At 41.5% G+C, this 15,951-nt stretch carries 13 protein-coding genes and 1 riboswitch; of the genes, 11 read left to right on the top strand and 2 right to left on the bottom strand.

Annotation, left to right across the window (positions count from 1 at the left end; all coding sequences use genetic code 11):
* The first annotated feature begins 122 nt into the window (after positions 1 to 122).
* The 4 genes from ABE954_RS13095 to ABE954_RS13080 all read left to right on the top strand — a co-directional run bounded on the left by ABE954_RS13095 (position 123) and on the right by ABE954_RS13080 (position 4,198).
* Positions 123 to 1,394, top strand: a complete 1,272-nt coding sequence (locus tag ABE954_RS13095; protein WP_042844117.1) for an MFS transporter — start codon at positions 123 to 125, stop codon at positions 1,392 to 1,394.
* 12 nt (positions 1,395 to 1,406) lie between these two features.
* Complete coding sequence (locus ABE954_RS13090; protein ID WP_210786977.1) at positions 1,407 to 2,408, top strand: dihydroxyacetone kinase subunit DhaK; 1,002 nt, start codon at positions 1,407 to 1,409, stop codon at positions 2,406 to 2,408.
* An 11-nt stretch (positions 2,409 to 2,419) separates the two neighbouring features.
* A complete protein-coding gene (gene dhaL / locus ABE954_RS13085; RefSeq protein ID WP_042844115.1) occupies positions 2,420 to 3,073 on the top strand; it encodes a dihydroxyacetone kinase subunit DhaL in 654 nt (217 codons plus the stop codon).
* A gap of 162 nt (positions 3,074 to 3,235) precedes the next feature.
* The gene (locus tag ABE954_RS13080) at positions 3,236 to 4,198 is read left to right on the top strand and encodes a sugar-binding transcriptional regulator (protein WP_042844114.1); all 963 of its coding nucleotides are present in this window, start codon (positions 3,236 to 3,238) and stop codon (positions 4,196 to 4,198) included.
* Between the two features lie 165 nt (positions 4,199 to 4,363).
* Here the strand turns inward: ABE954_RS13080 and ABE954_RS13075 are convergent, their stop codons facing one another.
* The gene (locus ABE954_RS13075; protein ID WP_371025479.1) at positions 4,364 to 5,776 is read right to left on the bottom strand and encodes an MFS transporter; all 1,413 of its coding nucleotides are present in this window, start codon (positions 5,774 to 5,776) and stop codon (positions 4,364 to 4,366) included.
* Positions 5,777 to 5,874: 98 nt separating this feature from the next.
* Here ABE954_RS13075 and ABE954_RS13070 point away from each other — a divergent pair, with 98 nt between their 5' ends.
* Together ABE954_RS13070 and crcB are read left to right on the top strand one after the other, a co-directional pair.
* Positions 5,875 to 6,660 carry a helix-turn-helix transcriptional regulator gene (locus ABE954_RS13070; protein ID WP_042844111.1) on the top strand — a complete coding sequence of 262 codons (786 nt, stop codon included), beginning with the start codon at positions 5,875 to 5,877 and terminating at the stop codon, positions 6,658 to 6,660.
* Between the two features lie 117 nt (positions 6,661 to 6,777).
* Positions 6,778 to 6,847, top strand: a riboswitch (Fluoride riboswitch).
* 111 nt (positions 6,848 to 6,958) lie between these two features.
* Complete coding sequence (gene crcB / locus ABE954_RS13065; protein WP_042844110.1) at positions 6,959 to 7,339, top strand: fluoride efflux transporter CrcB; 381 nt, start codon at positions 6,959 to 6,961, stop codon at positions 7,337 to 7,339.
* Between the two features lie 97 nt (positions 7,340 to 7,436).
* Here crcB and ABE954_RS13060 read toward each other — a convergent pair whose 3' ends face one another.
* Positions 7,437 to 8,387: a sugar-binding transcriptional regulator gene (locus ABE954_RS13060; protein WP_042844108.1), complete on the bottom strand. Its 951-nt coding sequence runs from the start codon at positions 8,385 to 8,387 to the stop codon at positions 7,437 to 7,439.
* A gap of 176 nt (positions 8,388 to 8,563) precedes the next feature.
* Between ABE954_RS13060 and dalD the strand changes: the two genes are divergently transcribed.
* From dalD to ABE954_RS13035, 5 genes are all read left to right on the top strand, one after another.
* Positions 8,564 to 9,952, top strand: a complete 1,389-nt coding sequence (gene dalD / locus ABE954_RS13055; protein WP_048606977.1) for a D-arabinitol 4-dehydrogenase — start codon at positions 8,564 to 8,566, stop codon at positions 9,950 to 9,952.
* An 11-nt stretch (positions 9,953 to 9,963) separates the two neighbouring features.
* Complete coding sequence (xylB, locus tag ABE954_RS13050; protein WP_048606978.1) at positions 9,964 to 11,433, top strand: xylulokinase; 1,470 nt, start codon at positions 9,964 to 9,966, stop codon at positions 11,431 to 11,433.
* A gap of 89 nt (positions 11,434 to 11,522) precedes the next feature.
* The gene (locus tag ABE954_RS13045; RefSeq protein ID WP_042844105.1) at positions 11,523 to 12,812 is read left to right on the top strand and encodes an MFS transporter; all 1,290 of its coding nucleotides are present in this window, start codon (positions 11,523 to 11,525) and stop codon (positions 12,810 to 12,812) included.
* 637 nt (positions 12,813 to 13,449) lie between these two features.
* Entirely contained in the window at positions 13,450 to 14,673 is a 1,224-nt protein-coding gene (locus ABE954_RS13040) for a hypothetical protein (RefSeq protein WP_042844104.1), read from the top strand.
* Between the two features lie 8 nt (positions 14,674 to 14,681).
* Positions 14,682 to 15,917, top strand: coding sequence for a Zn-dependent hydrolase (locus ABE954_RS13035; protein ID WP_166687144.1), 1,236 nt, complete (start codon positions 14,682 to 14,684; stop codon positions 15,915 to 15,917).
* The last annotated feature ends 34 nt before the right edge of the window (positions 15,918 to 15,951 follow it).

Raw genomic sequence — 15,951 nt, 5'->3', positions numbered from 1 at the left:
AGCCGGTTCAAATTAAACGCGAAATAAAAAATAACGATAAAAATTGGACCTGAATAAATGTCACCCTACCAAGGCTTGTTATTCAGGTCCTAACCCAGCGAACAAGCACTGAGGTTAACGATATGATAATCAATAAATTGTCTAAAGTAACGGGTTTTTCACCAAAGTTACTACTTGGCTATTTTGGCGTCCTTATCTTTATGATGGGGGAAGGGCTAGAACAAGGTTGGCTATCGCCTTTTATTATTAGCCGTGGAATGAGTATTGAAGAATCTTCATTACTTTTTAGTGTATATGGTTTTTTTGCAGCGGTTGCCGCATGGTTATCAGGGGTGCTTGCTGAGATTTATACGGCGCGTCGAGTGATGATTTTTGGCTTTGTGATGTTTGTGATTGGCTCGGTTATTTTCTTATCCGTCGGGCTGCCAAGCAATAGTTTATCTATCATGGTCCCAACTTATGCCTTACGCGGGTTTGGTTATCCAATGTTTGCTTATGGTTTTTTAGTTTGGGTAGCGTATGAAGCACCTATTAAAAAATTAGGTTCAGCCGTCGGAATTTTCTGGTTCGTTTATAGTGGCGGGCTAGGTGTATTAGGCGTGATGTATTCAAGTTATGCATTACCTATTCTCGGTGAAATGGCGACGTTATGGAGTGGGCTGATATTTGTCACTATTGGGGCATTTATAGCGATAGCGCTCAATCGCAATAAAGCGGGCGATGTACAAGACAAACCAAAAGAAAAAGTTTCGCTCAGCTATTTATTTAAAGGAATTACCATCGCATTTGAAAACCCTAAAATCGGTTTAGGGGGCATTGTAAGAACCATTAACACATCAGCGGCATATGGTTTTGTGATCTTCATGCCAATGTTTCTCGCTGACTTTGGTTTTTCTCGAACAGAATGGTTACATATCTATGCCGCACTTTGGACTGTCAATATTGCCTTTAACCTTATTTTTGGTGTTGTGAGTGACCGAATTGGTTGGCGCAATATTGTGATTTGGTTCGGTTGTGTCGGTTGTATGATTTGTACCCTAATGTTTTATTACGTACCGTACTATTTCGGTCACAGTTATACCCTGATGATGATTGCCGCCGGTTTGTTTGGCGCATGCTTGGCAGGATATGTGCCACTTTCAGCTATCATGCCAACGCTAGCTCCTGAAAACAAAGGTGCCGCAATGTCAGTACTTAACTTAGGTGCTGGGTTAAGTACCTTTGTTGGTCCAGCATTAGTAGGGATATTCATTAGTAGTGTTGGGGCATTGGGCGTGATTTGGATCTTCTCAGGGCTTTATTTATTTAGTGCGATACTGATGAAATTTATCACTGTACCGCAAGAACTGCTTGAACAGTCAGCAAAGATGCAGCTAACACCAGAAAATAAGTAAATTGAGGGAATTATGAATAGAATCATTAATGAACCTGATCTTGTTGTTGAAGATGCGATTCAAGGCTATTTGAAAGCGCACCCTGAATATTTTGCGCAAACGGAGAACGCTCGGGTTTTAAAATATCCACAAGCGCCAGTATCAGGAAAAGTAGGGATTGTCACCGGCGGGGGTTCTGGTCATGAACCTGCATTTTTAGGTTATGTTGGCGAAAATATGCTAGATGCGGTGGCGATTGGCGAAATTTTTTCCTCACCAACCGCAGGCGCATTCTTAGATGCCTTTAAAGCGGCTGACAGTGGCGCTGGTGTTGCTTGCTTATATGGCAACTATGCAGGCGATAACATGAACGTCAAAATGGCGATGAAAAAAGCTGAAAAAGCGGGCATTAAAATTAAAACGGTGGTGGCAACCGATGATGTTGCCTCAGCACCCGCCAGCGAAAAAGAAAAGCGTCGTGGTGTAGCCGGTGAAATTTTAATGTGGAAAGTTGGTGCCGCCGCCGCCAGTAAAGGTTATGACCTAGATGGCGTGATTGGCGCAGCGCAAAAAGCTATTAATAACTGCCATTCTATTGGTGTCGGTCTAACGTCTTGCACCATTCCAGCGGTAGGGCATCCTAATTTTCATATTGAAGATGGCATGATGGAATTAGGCATTGGGCACCATGGTGAGCCGGGTATTGAAATCATGCCAATTCAATCTGCTGCACAAATGGCTCAAACCATGTTAACGCCAATCTTAGATGATATGCAGGCAAAACAAGGGGATGAAGTCGTGGTGCTAGTTTCTGGATTGGGCGCGACTCCCGTAATGGAACTGTATATTTACTACGCAGAAGTTGAAAAACAATTGAGTGAGAAAGGTGTGCGCATTGTTCGCAATTACGTAGGTAATTACTTTACTTCATTAGAAATGATGGGCGTTACTCTAACCTTAATGAAGGTAGATGATGAATTAAAAACACTGATGGACGTACCTGCGTATTCATTAGGTTTAACTCAGGTTAAGTAAAGGAGCCAGTTATGCAAGTTATATCAACGGATTGTGGCAGTGAAGTAACCCTTGATTTAGTGAATATTATTGTGACAAACCGTGAATACCTGAGCGAAATTGATGGTGCTATTGGTGATGGTGACCATGGGATCAATATGGCAAAAGGTTTCAATTTATGTGCCAAGGCAATTGAAGGTCGTCAACTATCATTGAGTGAAGGGTTTGAAGAAATTTCAGATGCGTTGATGGAAGGTATTGGCGGGTCAATGGGGCCGTTGTATGGTAGCTTCTTTATGGGCATGTCTGACAGCATTTCAGGTAAAACAGAGCTAACGCAACAAGATTTTCTCGCCATGCTGCAAAATGGGTTATCTGAATTACAAGATATCAGCAGTGCCACTGTTGGTGATAAGTGTTTAATGGACACGTTGATCCCCGCGACCCAAGCATTCGAAGAAGCGACAACATCAGGTAAAAGCTTTAAACAAGCGCTTGACGCAATGCAAGAAGCTGCGATTGCAGGGCGTGATTCCACATTGGATTTAGTGGCAAAAATTGGTCGTGCAAGCCGTTTAGGTGAGCGTTCAAGAGGCGTGTTAGATGCGGGAGCAACCTCTTGCTGTCTCTTGTTATGTCAATTGGCTCAAAGTGTCGAAAAACAAGCTGCTCTAGCTAATGCCTGATTACCTAACCTAGTCATTATATGGATATATACGTCACCGTTGTTTAGGCGTATATATCCACTCTATTTTACAACTTACTTATTAATTGCCACTAGAAACGCTATACTAAAACCTTATTATCCTTGTTGCGATTAACACCAATAAAGAGGAAACCACTATCTTATGGATAGATCACAAACATCTTCCGATATCGAGCTACTCACTGAAATTGCGATAGCATATTATCGTGATGAAATTACTCAGGAAGAGATCGCCAATAAGTTTGGTATATCGCGGATTAAGGTGGGGCGCCTATTAAAGCGTGCCAAAGAGGAAGGCATTGTTGAGATCAACGTACGCTATCATCCTATTTTTAGTACTCAGTTAGAGCAACAATTACTCTCCCGTTTTCCAATATCCCGTGCATTAATCGCATTAGACCATCCAGATGAAGAAGAGCAACGCTATCAAGTTGGAACGTTGGTTGCCAATTATTTATCAACCACATTACGCGACAATATGATTGTTACTGTAGGGCAAGGGCGCAATGTGGCGGTTGTGGCAGACAGCGGAGGAGCTGTACCTGAAAAAGATTGCCGTTTTATCTGTGGGATAGGCGGGACTCATCGCCCTGGTGATTCGATTAATGCAGACCATATCAGCCGCCGATTAGCGAAAAAATTTGGTGGAACCAGTGAAACCTTATATGCACCAGCCTATGTTGAAAATAACGAATTAAAACAGTCATTCATGAAAAACGGCACCATCAAGGAAACCTTAGATCGCGCCCGTAAAGCGGATATAGCGTTGATTGGTATTGGTGACATGAATGAAGACAGCTATATGGTTAAGCTAGGTTGGTTTACGCCTCGTGAAATTGTTGATGCCAGCTTAAATCAAGGGGTTATTGGGGATATTGCGGGTTATGATTTTTTTAATGCACAAGGGCAACATGTAGACACTGTCATGAATGACCGGGTGATTGGTTTAAGTATTGATGAGCTGAGAAAAATCCCCTGTGTAATTGCGATTGCATCTGAGTCATCAAAAGCGATGGCGATCATGGGGGCCTTACGTACTGGGGCGATTGATATTATCGCCACTAGTGCCAGCAATGTGCGGACGATTTTAAAAATGTCCCAATAATGGACGACACCTATCTTAAATAAGCAATAACCCTGTTGGTGAGCCTATGGCACATGACAATCCTCCTAAGGGTGATTGATTTTGTCTTTTTTAAGCGGCATGGTGATACTGTAAAAGCAAACCACCATGCCGAGAGCTACGTTGATAGCGAAACCGTGCTGCAAGCTATTTTTTATACAGCAAGGTCAACCGCCCAGTGATCATCAATAACAAAACAGCGGCACAGATTGCCATCAATACATTAAACCCTAGCCCCCAACTGATGGCCCATTTTAATTGTTCAAATGGTAATTGTTTTGGCATAGCCGCCAATGCATATTGCATAATGACCGAAACACTTGTCGCCCCCATCGCCGCGCCAATTTGTTGTAGTGTTGCGGTAAAACCTGATGCTTGGCCGACAAGCTCAGGGGTGACTTTTGCTAACACGAGATTTAACATTGGCGTCATAATCATGCCTTGTGTAAAGCCGATGAAGAATAATATTGGAGATAGCCATTCCACTGGGCTGTTTAATGAAAAAGCATACAATGCTATCAGAAGTAGCACATAACTTATTGCGTAGAATATGGCCCCCCAAAATATGACTCGGTCACCATAACGACGAGTCCAATATGGCGTTATAATTGATGAGATAACAAAACCAATACTTGAAGGAACAAATATTAAACCGGATAAAAACGGGGTTAAGCCCATGCCTTTTTGCAGTAGCAACGATAGCATCAAAGGGAAAGCAGATGATGTTGCGTACACGCTCATGACAACCAAAAGCCCAATGACAAAGTCACGATGGGTTAAAATGGATAGGGTAAATAACGGTGCTTTTCCTTGCTTTTCTAATCGTTTTTCTTGATAGACGAATAAGGTAAGAAGCATAATCCCACTAATGAGTAATACTGTGCCTATCGTTGACCATCCCCAGACGGGTAGCATGAGTAATGGAAATAATGCGCAACAAATACCGCTACTGGACAGGAATACACCATACCAATCTAAATTCACTTTCATTCGATGGCCTTCAAGTAGAAAACCCGATAAAAAAACAGCTACCGCACCAATGGGGAGGTTGACTAGAAAAATTGTCCGCCAGCCTAAACCAAACAGGTCGAGTGTAATTAACCAACCCCCTAAAGCTTGCCCAGCAATAGCGGCCAATCCTAAACTCATTCCCAGATAGCCAAAGGCTTTTTTAGCTGTCTGCTCCTTAAAATTAATGCGGATACTGGAATAGACTTGAGGGAACAATAAGGCAGCAGATAACCCTTGTAGAAACCGAGAAGTGACTAATAAAGATGCCGTTGGTGCTAAAGCGCAAAGTAGAGAGGTGATTGTAAACAGCGTCATTCCGACACGATATAAGCTTTTTTTGCCATAAATATCGCCCAATCGTCCCCCCGTGATCAGCAGCAGCCCAAATGCTAATTCATAGCCGACAATGATGAGTGTGATTTGTGTCAGATTGGCATTCAATGATTGCTGGATACTTACAATGGCTACATTGACAACAAACAAATCAAAAATTGTCACAAAACCTGCCAGTAATAAAACAAATAGCGCAATACTTTGGTGTCGGTTCATATTTTTCCCATTTAGACAGACAAATAAATGGGGACTATAATGAATGCATTATCCTGATACAATTTAACTAGTTATACTATTACTAAAAGCAATAGGCTATGAAAAATAGAGAACGTAACCGCCCTGAGTTAGCTGATTTTTTAAAGCAAAAACGTGAAAGTGTCTCTCCTGAATCAGTCGGTTTACCACGCACAACTCGCCGTCGAACGCCAGGATTGCGCCGAGAAGAAGTTGCCGCACTCGCTGGTGTTGGTTTGACGTGGTACACATGGCTTGAACAGGGCCGAGAGATAGGGGTTTCAACGCAATTTCTTGATAACCTGTCAAATGCACTTAATTTAAATACGGCTGAACGCCAGCATCTTTATCTACTTACGCATAACAGAGAACCTATAGCGACTGGAAATACAGAACACTGTGTGCCTTCGGCAATTTCAAAAATGATCACTGATTTTCCAGATAACTATTTATGTTATGTGCTTAATTTGCATTGGGATGTACTGGCTTATAATTCACGTGCTGATGATTATTTTCATTTTTCCGAAGCTGAACCGTATTTATGTAATTTTCTTTATTTATTATTCACCGACCTTCGCTATCAAGAACGGTTTGCGGATTGGCCGTTAGTCGCTAAACAGTTACTCGCAAGTTTTCGTCGTGATTATGCTTTGACTAAAAATGACCCTAATATCAAAACATTAGTAAAAACGCTGGTGGGGCAATCTGCGCTATTTAATCAATTATGGAATAAGCATGAGATTTATCAGCCTTGTACTGGTGTCCGTGAATTGGTTTATCAAGGAAATTTAGAACATTATGACTACACATCACTGACGTTTGATATTGAAAAAGGGAATCGACTATTAGTTTATATTCCTAAATAAATCATATATTTACTTCTTTTTAATCTCTCGCCTTGACGAGTTGCAACTTGAATTATTTAGGAGTATGTTTTTAAAAAGAGTTCACATAATATAATAAATAACATTATGATTTTATGTAGAACTATGGGAGATGGCATTCCTCCTGTTACAAAACCGCCCATGTAGGGCTGATGATGCCTACGTTAACCTTTTCAAAAGATAGGGTACGTAGGTATTATGTGCCCTGAATTTAGGGCATGAATGATCTAATAGGAAACTTTCCTTTCATTTATCCCGCCAGACATTAAAGGAAGTTTCTATGTATGCCTCTTTATTTGCAATAGCGCTGGGTTCTGTTCTCGGTGGGTGGTTAAGGTGGTTTGTTAGCCTGAAACTTAATCACTTTTATCCCAATATTCCCCTTGGTACTGTTGTTGTCAACTTAGTGGGTGGCTTTGTTATTGGTTTTGCTATTTCTTATTTTGCCAACGCCAATATTAGCCCCGCCTATAAGTTATTTATTGTGACGGGCTTTTGTGGTGCATTCACCACTTTCTCCACATTTTCACTTGAAGTGGTCGTTTTAATTCAAGAGGGGAAATTTGGCTTTGCCATCAGCACCATTGCCATCCATGTTATTGGCGCGTTGGTCTTTACTTTGCTCGGTATGCTGTGTCATCACTGGTTAGCACAGGGGTAATATTAACCTTATAAACTGAACAAACCATTTTTTAATGGAATGATTCGTTATAAAAAAGAAGAAACTCAAGCGATGCATTATCGCCTGAGTTTCTGTTTTAATTATTTTCTAATAAATGATGAGCTGTGGCTTCATCGGTTACTAACCCTGTGACCCAACCGCCATTTAATACCGCTTGTATCGCGTGAGTTTTATGGGAACCCCCAGCAAAAGCAATAACAGGTTTATTCGGTGGTGCAAATAGAGGGACGCTGGTGTGTGTGTCATCTAACGCTGTCGATAGCCTTTCCCCATTAGCTTGAATAAAATGGCCTAATAGCTCAGCGGCTACGCCTTTCTCAAGTAACATTTCCAGTTGTTCATCGGTGACAAAGCCTTCCGAATTCAGCGGGCAGCCTTTTCCCACCTCACCAATACCAATAAAAGTTATGTCTGCATTTAAGGCTTTTTCTGTTACTTCCTTATACACACGGTGTTGGCACCACATGGCCTTATCTTCTGGGCTATCTGCATATAGCGGGGCAGGTAAGATATAATGGCGACATTGCAGCTTTTCTGCAAAACGCAGTGGAATATCATAACGTGTTGCCGAACTGTCCCGAGCGATAGCGCCAATCAATGAAACACATTGATGTTGCGGGGTTTCTAGGTAAGGAAGGGCATCAATAATACTTCGTAATGTTCGGCCTGAACCAATACCGATCACTTGGGGGTTGTCTTGTTCGATTAATTGTTCCATTAATTCAGCGCCAGCCACTGAAATCATATCGAGGGTTGAGCCAGTATCAAGCTGGCCTGATGGAACCACACAACAATGTGTTAGTTGGTATTTCTGTTGAATTTCATTGGCGAGTTTAAGGCACTCAGTAATTGGGTGAGTGATCTGAACATGGACCATGCCTTGTTCTTTGGCTAGTGAAATAAGGCGTTGTGCTACTTGTCGTGATAAACCAAGTTCATGAGCAATTTCTTGTTGAGTTTTGCCTGCCACAAAATATAACCATGCTGCACGCGCTGCTTGCTCCATTTTTTTTAATTCTTTCTGCATGGACTGTCTCCTGCTTTTTTACGATATTGTAATTCTGGGCAATTGCTTATTAAAAGGGCAAAAGTCAATATTGTGAGCATTATCGCAGTAATTGTGATCAAGTTGAAACTAAAATATAACAAACGGGCATATGCCCAAACTTGTAGCAAATATTTATTCTAAGTTAAGGGGTCACAATGTTAAAGCAAAAATCAGTGTGGATGCACATCGGTGCTGGGTCATTTCATCGTGCTCATCAAGCTTGGTACTTACACCGCTTAATTCAACAAGGTGATGATAGTTGGTCAATCGCATTAGGGAATATCCGCAATGATGCTAATACATTGCTTGATAACTTAGCTAAACAAAATGGAGAATACACACTCGAAACGGTTTCCCCTGAAGGGGAACGTCAGTACGAAAAAATTACCTCGGTGCGTAAAATCCTTCATTGGGACTCTAATTTAAGCCAACTCGTTGAACAAGGTTGTGATAAAGCGACTCGAGTGATCGCATTTACCGTAACAGAAGCAGGTTATTATTTGACTCCACAGCATGAGCTGGATGCTGAGCAACCAGATATCAAGGCTGATTTGGCAGGCGCAATGTGTACTATTTATGGTGCATTGACCCATATTTTACGGGCACGCTTAGCCGCACATGGTGAGCCGGTAACCTTATTAAACTGTGATAATTTACGTCATAACGGTGAGCGTTTCAGGCATGGTTTTTTATCTTTTTTACAATTAAAAGGTGAAACAGAATTATATCAGTGGGTAAAAGAAAGCACTCGCTCACCAAATACCATGGTAGATAGGATCACACCTCGGCCAACACCAGATGTGGCTGAACGTGTAAAACAACATACAGGCTGGGATGATAAAGCTCCGGTAATGGGGGAAGCATTCATTCAGTGGGTAATTGAAGATGACTTTATTAATGGGCGTCCAGCACTAGAAAATGTCGATGTTGAAATGGTGGATTCAGTATTACCGTGGGAAGAAGCCAAAATCCGTATTTTGAATGCAAGCCATAGCTGTATTGCTTGGGCGGGAACACTCATTGGTTTGAATTTTATTGATGATAGCACCCGTGAAGCGGCTATTAAGCAGATGGCTTGGAACTATGTAACGCAAGATGTCATCCCTTCGTTATCACCAAGCCCGCTAGATCTTGAGCAATACCGCGATGTCGTTTTAGCTCGTTTTAGTAATCCTTACATAAAAGATACTAATCAGCGAGTTGCCGCTGATGGTTTATCAAAAATTCCAGGCTTTATCACTCCAACACTACAAGAATGCTATCAACGAGGCCAAGTTCCTGCAGCAACAGCAGTACTTCCCGCACTATTTTTTGTCTTTTTACAGCGTTGGGCACAAGGCAAATTACCGTATGAATACCAAGATGGCGTGCTTGATGCTGCATATTATCTACCCTTGATGAATGCCAGTGATGCATTGGAAAAATTCGTTTCCAGTGAAATGCTATTTAGCACATTAGCGCATTCAACGCAGTTTCATGAATTAATGAAAAATACAGTGGCAGATGTTGAACGCTGGTTGAAATCACCACATCAACCTCTGTAAGGAGAAAGTCGATGTACCTTGGAATAGACCTCGGCACTTCAGAATTGAAGGCAGTTTTAATTAATGGGCAGGGAGAAATTGTCTCCTCTAGCCATATGGCATTAACCGTGCAAAGGCCCCACCCTCAGTGGGCGGAACAATCGCCAGATAGCTGGTGGGAAGCGACTAATTCGGTGGTAGCCACACTTCGTCAAAAAGCACCAGAAGCATGGGCAGCAGTAAAAGCGATAGGTTTATCTGGGCAAATGCATGGTGCGGTATTACTTGATAATCATCATCAAGTGCTACGGGATTGTATTTTATGGAATGACACTCGAAGCGCGAATGAATGTGAATGGCTGATGGAAAACCACCCAGAGTTTTTGACAATAGGTGCCAACCTTGTCATGCCCGGTTTCACTGCGCCCAAATTATTATGGGTAGCACGTAATGAACCTGAGGTATTTAATCAAGTTGCTAAGGTATTGCTACCAAAGGACTATTTGCGCTGGAAAATGACTGAACAGTTTATCAGTGATATGTCAGATGCTTCAGGAACCCTATGGCTCGATGTCGCAAAGCGTGATTGGTCTGATGAACTATTGGCTGCAACAAATTTAACTCGCGAACATATGCCTACTTTAGTGGAAGGTGCAGAGAAAAGCAGTGTACTTCGTGCAGATTTAGCTTCCCAATGGGGGCTCAGTGCAGATGTTATTGTGGCGGGAGGCGGTGGGGATAACGCCGCCTCCGCTGTGGGAGTTGGTGCCGTTAATGAAGGGGATGCATTAATCTCTCTTGGCACGTCAGGTGTCATTTTTGTCGTGAACAATCAATTGCAGGCGGCACCACATCAAGGCGTGCATGCATTTGCTCATGCTTTACCAGACCGTTGGCATCAAATGAGTGTGATGCTAAGCGCCGCCAACTGTTTACGTTGGCTTTGCCAGTTGTTGTCTACAACGGAAAACCAATTGATGGATGAAGTAGGCCAATTGACTGAACAGCAAAAAAAACAATCTCCCGTGTTTTTACCTTACCTTTCTGGAGAACGAACTCCGCATAATGATCCTTACGCAATGGGGTCTTTTTTCGCCTTAAGGAATGAAACAACACGTGCTCAGCTTGGTTATGCGGTGATAGAAGGAGTGACGTTTGCCCTTGCAGATGGCATGAAAGTTCTAACTGAAACGGGCACACAAATTAGCCGTTGTAGTTTAACTGGCGGGGGAGCTCGTAGCCCTGTCTGGGCACAATTAATTGCCGATGTGATTGATATACCGATTGTTACACACCCTGCAAGTTCATCCGGTGCGTTAGGTGCTGCACGCCTAGCGTGGCTGGCGGATGGCGGAGATACCGAAACAGTATGCCAAAAACCTGATGTGTTAGACACTTATTCACCGCAAGAACAATACCAAACTTGGTTACATCAACGGCTTGATGTATTCCGTTTATTGTACCAACAGCAAAAACAAGCAAGGGAATTACTGCCACAGTAAGTCAGTATGGCGGTGTTCCCTACACACCGCCATTACTGTTAACTCTTCGCGATTGATTAAAATAACAAAATGACAATGAGGAAACTGCAATGGAACAGAAGCAGTATTGGCTTGGTTTACCTAAGCATTTGTTCTGGGGGTTCATCGCTATCGCTATTTTTATGAGTGGTGATGGTTTTGAAATGGCTTTTTTATCCAAACATATTACTGACTTAGGTTTTACACCGACGCAATCCGCTATGGTATTTACGGTATATGGCTTAATGGCAGCGGTTGCCGCATGGGCATCGGGTGTGGTGGCTGAAATTATTACTCCACTTAAAGCGATGATGATTGGGTTTATTCTGTGGATAGTGATGCATGCCTTATTTATGGCTTTTGGTTTAGGCCTGAAAAGCTATACTCTAATGTTATTATTTTACGGTATTCGTGGGTTGGCTTACCCGCTATTTATTTACTCATTTATGATGATGTTAGTACAGGTGATCCCCCGAGCTCACCTTGCTGCCGCAACTGGGTGGTTTTGGGCGATGTATTCTGTTGGGATAGGTGTAATTGGTAGCTATTTACCTAGTTTTTCTATTCCAATGATAGGGGAAACCGGCACATTATGGATGGCAATCGGCTGGGTCGCAGTTGGTGGTGCGATTGCTTATTTTAGCTTACGCCATGTTCCAGTAGACCGTTCAAAAGTAAACTTACCCATGAAGGATAAAATGGCGGAATTGTCGCGTGCTGCGACCATTTTATTCACCAATAAAGATATCTTTATGGCCAGTTTGATTCGCATCATTAACACGATTTCTCTGTTTGGTTTTGCGATCATCATGCCATTGCTATTTGTTGACCGCTTAGGGTTTACCATCTCAGAATGGTTACAAATTTGGGCCGTGTTCTTCTTTGTGACTATTTTTACTAATATTTTCTGGGGGATTGTTGGGGAGCATATAGGTTGGATACGCCAAGTCAGGTGGTTTGGCTGTTTAGGCATGGCTATCTCAAGCCTGATGTTTTACTACTTACCGGTCTATTTTGGGCATAACTTTGCGATTGCTTTAATACCTGCCATTTTATTAGGGATTTTTGTCGCTGCCTTTGTACCTATGACTGCGGTTTTCCCAAGTATTGAGCCTAACCATAAAGGCGCAGCGGTTTCTATTTATAATCTTTCGGCTGGGTTAAGTAACTTTGCTGCGCCTGCGATCGCCAGTTTGGTCTTACCTTTCTTTGATATTGTTGGCGTGGTTTGGGCGTATACAGGGTTGTATATTTTTGCAGGTGTTCTGACATTCTTTATTAAAGTCCCACAACCGGGTTTTGAAAATAATCGTAAGGTAAAAACCACTAAGTCTGTAGTAGAGCAGCAAACGAGTAATTAACTTATTTTATTAAACTCAAATCGAGCCCTATGGCCATATTATGGTTATAGGGCTTTTCTCATTTAGAGAGTAAATAAGGTATTAGAAAAGGCAAAAAAAGCGAAAGGTATATCCTCCTTTACAGTGGCAATATAAAGAGAAACAGATTAACGGTTAAATAAAGTATAATATTCCACGCAAATGGAAATATTAGTCATATTTGTAAGGCTGTTTCTGCTGTTATCGCGAGATTTATTGAAAATACATCCTGAAGCAATAGAATATAATTTCATAGATTAAAATTTAGTCTATAGTCGATCTTGTTATAAATAAGCTAATAAGTGAGATTAAATATTAATATCTGAACTATCATTAAGATGATATTAAGGAGACGATGCTTTCTGTTGTTATATCTGACTATTGAACAAGATTATTACCTTTATTCTAACCTACTTAATTCCTGTTTTGTTATCTATACATCTGTATTTTCGGTGTTATTATGATTTTTGTTGCAATTTTGTATTTTTGCAGCGAATTGCTCTTAATACTGATGTTTTATCAAACAAAATAAATTTTTTAATAAAGTTAAAAGATAAATTAAAAGCTTATAACACCAAAAAATAATCTAATAAAAAAAGATAAATGCGGGGAAAAAGTTATGTCACAGATGTTAGCTCTGTTTCTGATTGTGGGGATATTATATATCGGGGATGCTATTGCGGTTAGAACGAAAGCGTGGGTTCCTTCTGTTTTCGTGTGTGCGGTATTATTTTTAATCGGTTATTGGACTATTTTCCCAAAAGATATTGTCAGTATTGCGGGTATTCCTCAAGTGGTGGCAATTGCCTTAATGTATTTGCTAATTACCAATATGGGAACACTGTTATCTTTAAAAGAATTATTGCGTCAGTGGAAAACTATTTTAGTTTCATTAGCGGGTATTTTAGGGATCATCATTTTTACCTTAATTATTGGCGTAATGCTATTCGATTTAAATACAGTATTGGTTGCTGTACCTCCATTAGTTGGTGGTATTGTCTCTTCACTAATTATGTCAAAAGGTGCAGCGGAAGCTGGTTTGGTTGATTTATCGGTTTTCGCTATTTTAATTTATGTTATGCAAGGTTTTGCGGGTTATCCGTTAACCGCAATAATGTTAAAAAAAGAAGGGCGCCGAGTTCTGGAAAAATACCGTAATGGTCAATGGAAAGAAACATTAGCTACTGGAGAAACAAAAGAGGTTGAAGTCAAAACACTCGTTTCTGAAGACGAAATGCCTCGTATGTTTAAAAAAATTCCTAGCCACTATAATACAAGCTATTTCAAATTCTTACGTCTAGCTTTCGTAGGGTATTTAGCATATTTAGCGTCCAGTTTTGCCGCACCTTTTGTTAGTATTAGCCCTTTTGTACTGTGCTTATTATTCGGTGTAATTGCATCTTCATTAGGCTTTTTAGAAAGGCAGCCATTGCAAAAGGCTAATGGCTTTGGCTTTGCTATTATGGCGTTAATGTTGTTTATTTTTGATACATTAAACCATGCCACCCCAGATATGTTATTACGCCTAGTTTATCCGATGGTGGTATTAATTTGTGCTGCAGTGATTGGAATGTTTATCGCATCATGGATTGTTGGCAAAATTCTAGGCGTGACTAAAGAAATGGCTTTTGCTGTTGCGCTCACTGCATTGTATGGTTTCCCTGCAGATTACATCATTACCAATGAAGCGATTAATGCATTAACAAAAGATGAAAAAGAGCGCCAAGTATTAACTAGCCATATGTTAGGGCCAATGTTAGTGGGTGGTTTTATTTCTGTCACTATGGTTTCTGTGGTATTAGCGGGCATTATGGTTGCGTATATTGTTCCAGTAGCGGGGTAAATAAAACAATGGAAACAAGTACTTCAAGAATTCAGCGCCATTTAGAACAATTGGCAGAATATACTGCGACACCAGGTCAAGGTACAACGCGGATGAGCTATAGCGAGCAAGATAAACAAGCTCGTGATTATTTAAAGCAGGAAATGACCGCATTAGGTTTACACGTTCGCGAAGATGCGATCGGGAATATTTATGGGCGTTTGGAAGGTCAACAGCCTGATTTACCGGCAGTTATTATTGGTTCTCACTTTGATTCAGTTCCTCACGGTGGTGCATTTGATGGACCAGCGGGGATAGTCACGGGGTTAGATGTTGTTGCTCGGATACGCGAACAAAACTTAACACCAAAGTACCCATTAGAGGTGATTGCGCTGGTGGAAGAAGAAGGAACCAGTTTTGGCCGTGGTTTGATGGCTTCAAGTGTGATCACGGGGCTAATTGGCACCAAAGAATTGCACCAATTAAAAGATAGGCAAGGGGTAAGTGCCGCTGAGCGAATGGCTGCTGCGGGTTTTAATGCCGACAAAGCGTCAGAAGCTGTGCTTGACCCTAAAAAAGTGAAAGCCTTTTTAGAATTACATATTGAGCAAGGCCCCGTATTAGAACAGGCGAATGAAGATGTTGGCATCGTCGAAACAATTGTTGGTATTAGCCAGTTAGAAATAAAACTCACAGGTAAAGCAGGGCATGCTGGCACAACACCGATGAATATGCGCGCAGATGCCCTTGTTTGCGCTAGCCGAATTATCAGCCAAATCCCTAAGCTTGCAGAAGCTGCGGGGGATAATACTGTCGCGACAGTGGGACGGTTGGCGGTTTTACCAAATGGGGCTAACGTGATCCCAAGTGAAGTCACCTTCAGTGTTGATATTCGTTCTAAAAACGATGAAGCCCTTAGAAAAGTCATCGCTCAAATTATGGCTTTAACAGAGCAAGAAAGTACTGAAGCGGGAATAAGCAGTGACATTATTCAGCCATTATATGTTCAACCGACTGAGCTAAATAGCGAGATTCATACTCTAATGCAAGAACATGCCAGCGCTCAAAAGCTACGTTTTCGTAGCATGGTCAGTGGTGCAGGGCATGATACGATGATTTTTGCACAGATCACCCAAACGGGACTGATATTTGTCCCAAGTCGCAATGGGCTTAGTCATCATCCGGATGAATGGACTGATTATGCACAAATTGCACGCGGTGTTGATGTGATGTTTGAAACCGTTAAGTCACTCATAGAATGTTAATTATTAATTATATAAGCCATGCAAAACGTTATTT

The organism is Providencia sp. TYF-12 (assembly GCF_041344805.1).
GTDB lineage: Bacteria > Pseudomonadota > Gammaproteobacteria > Enterobacterales > Enterobacteriaceae > Providencia > Providencia huashanensis.
Note: the sequence above shows the minus strand (reverse complement) of the source record. Positions and strands in the feature narration are given on the sequence as shown.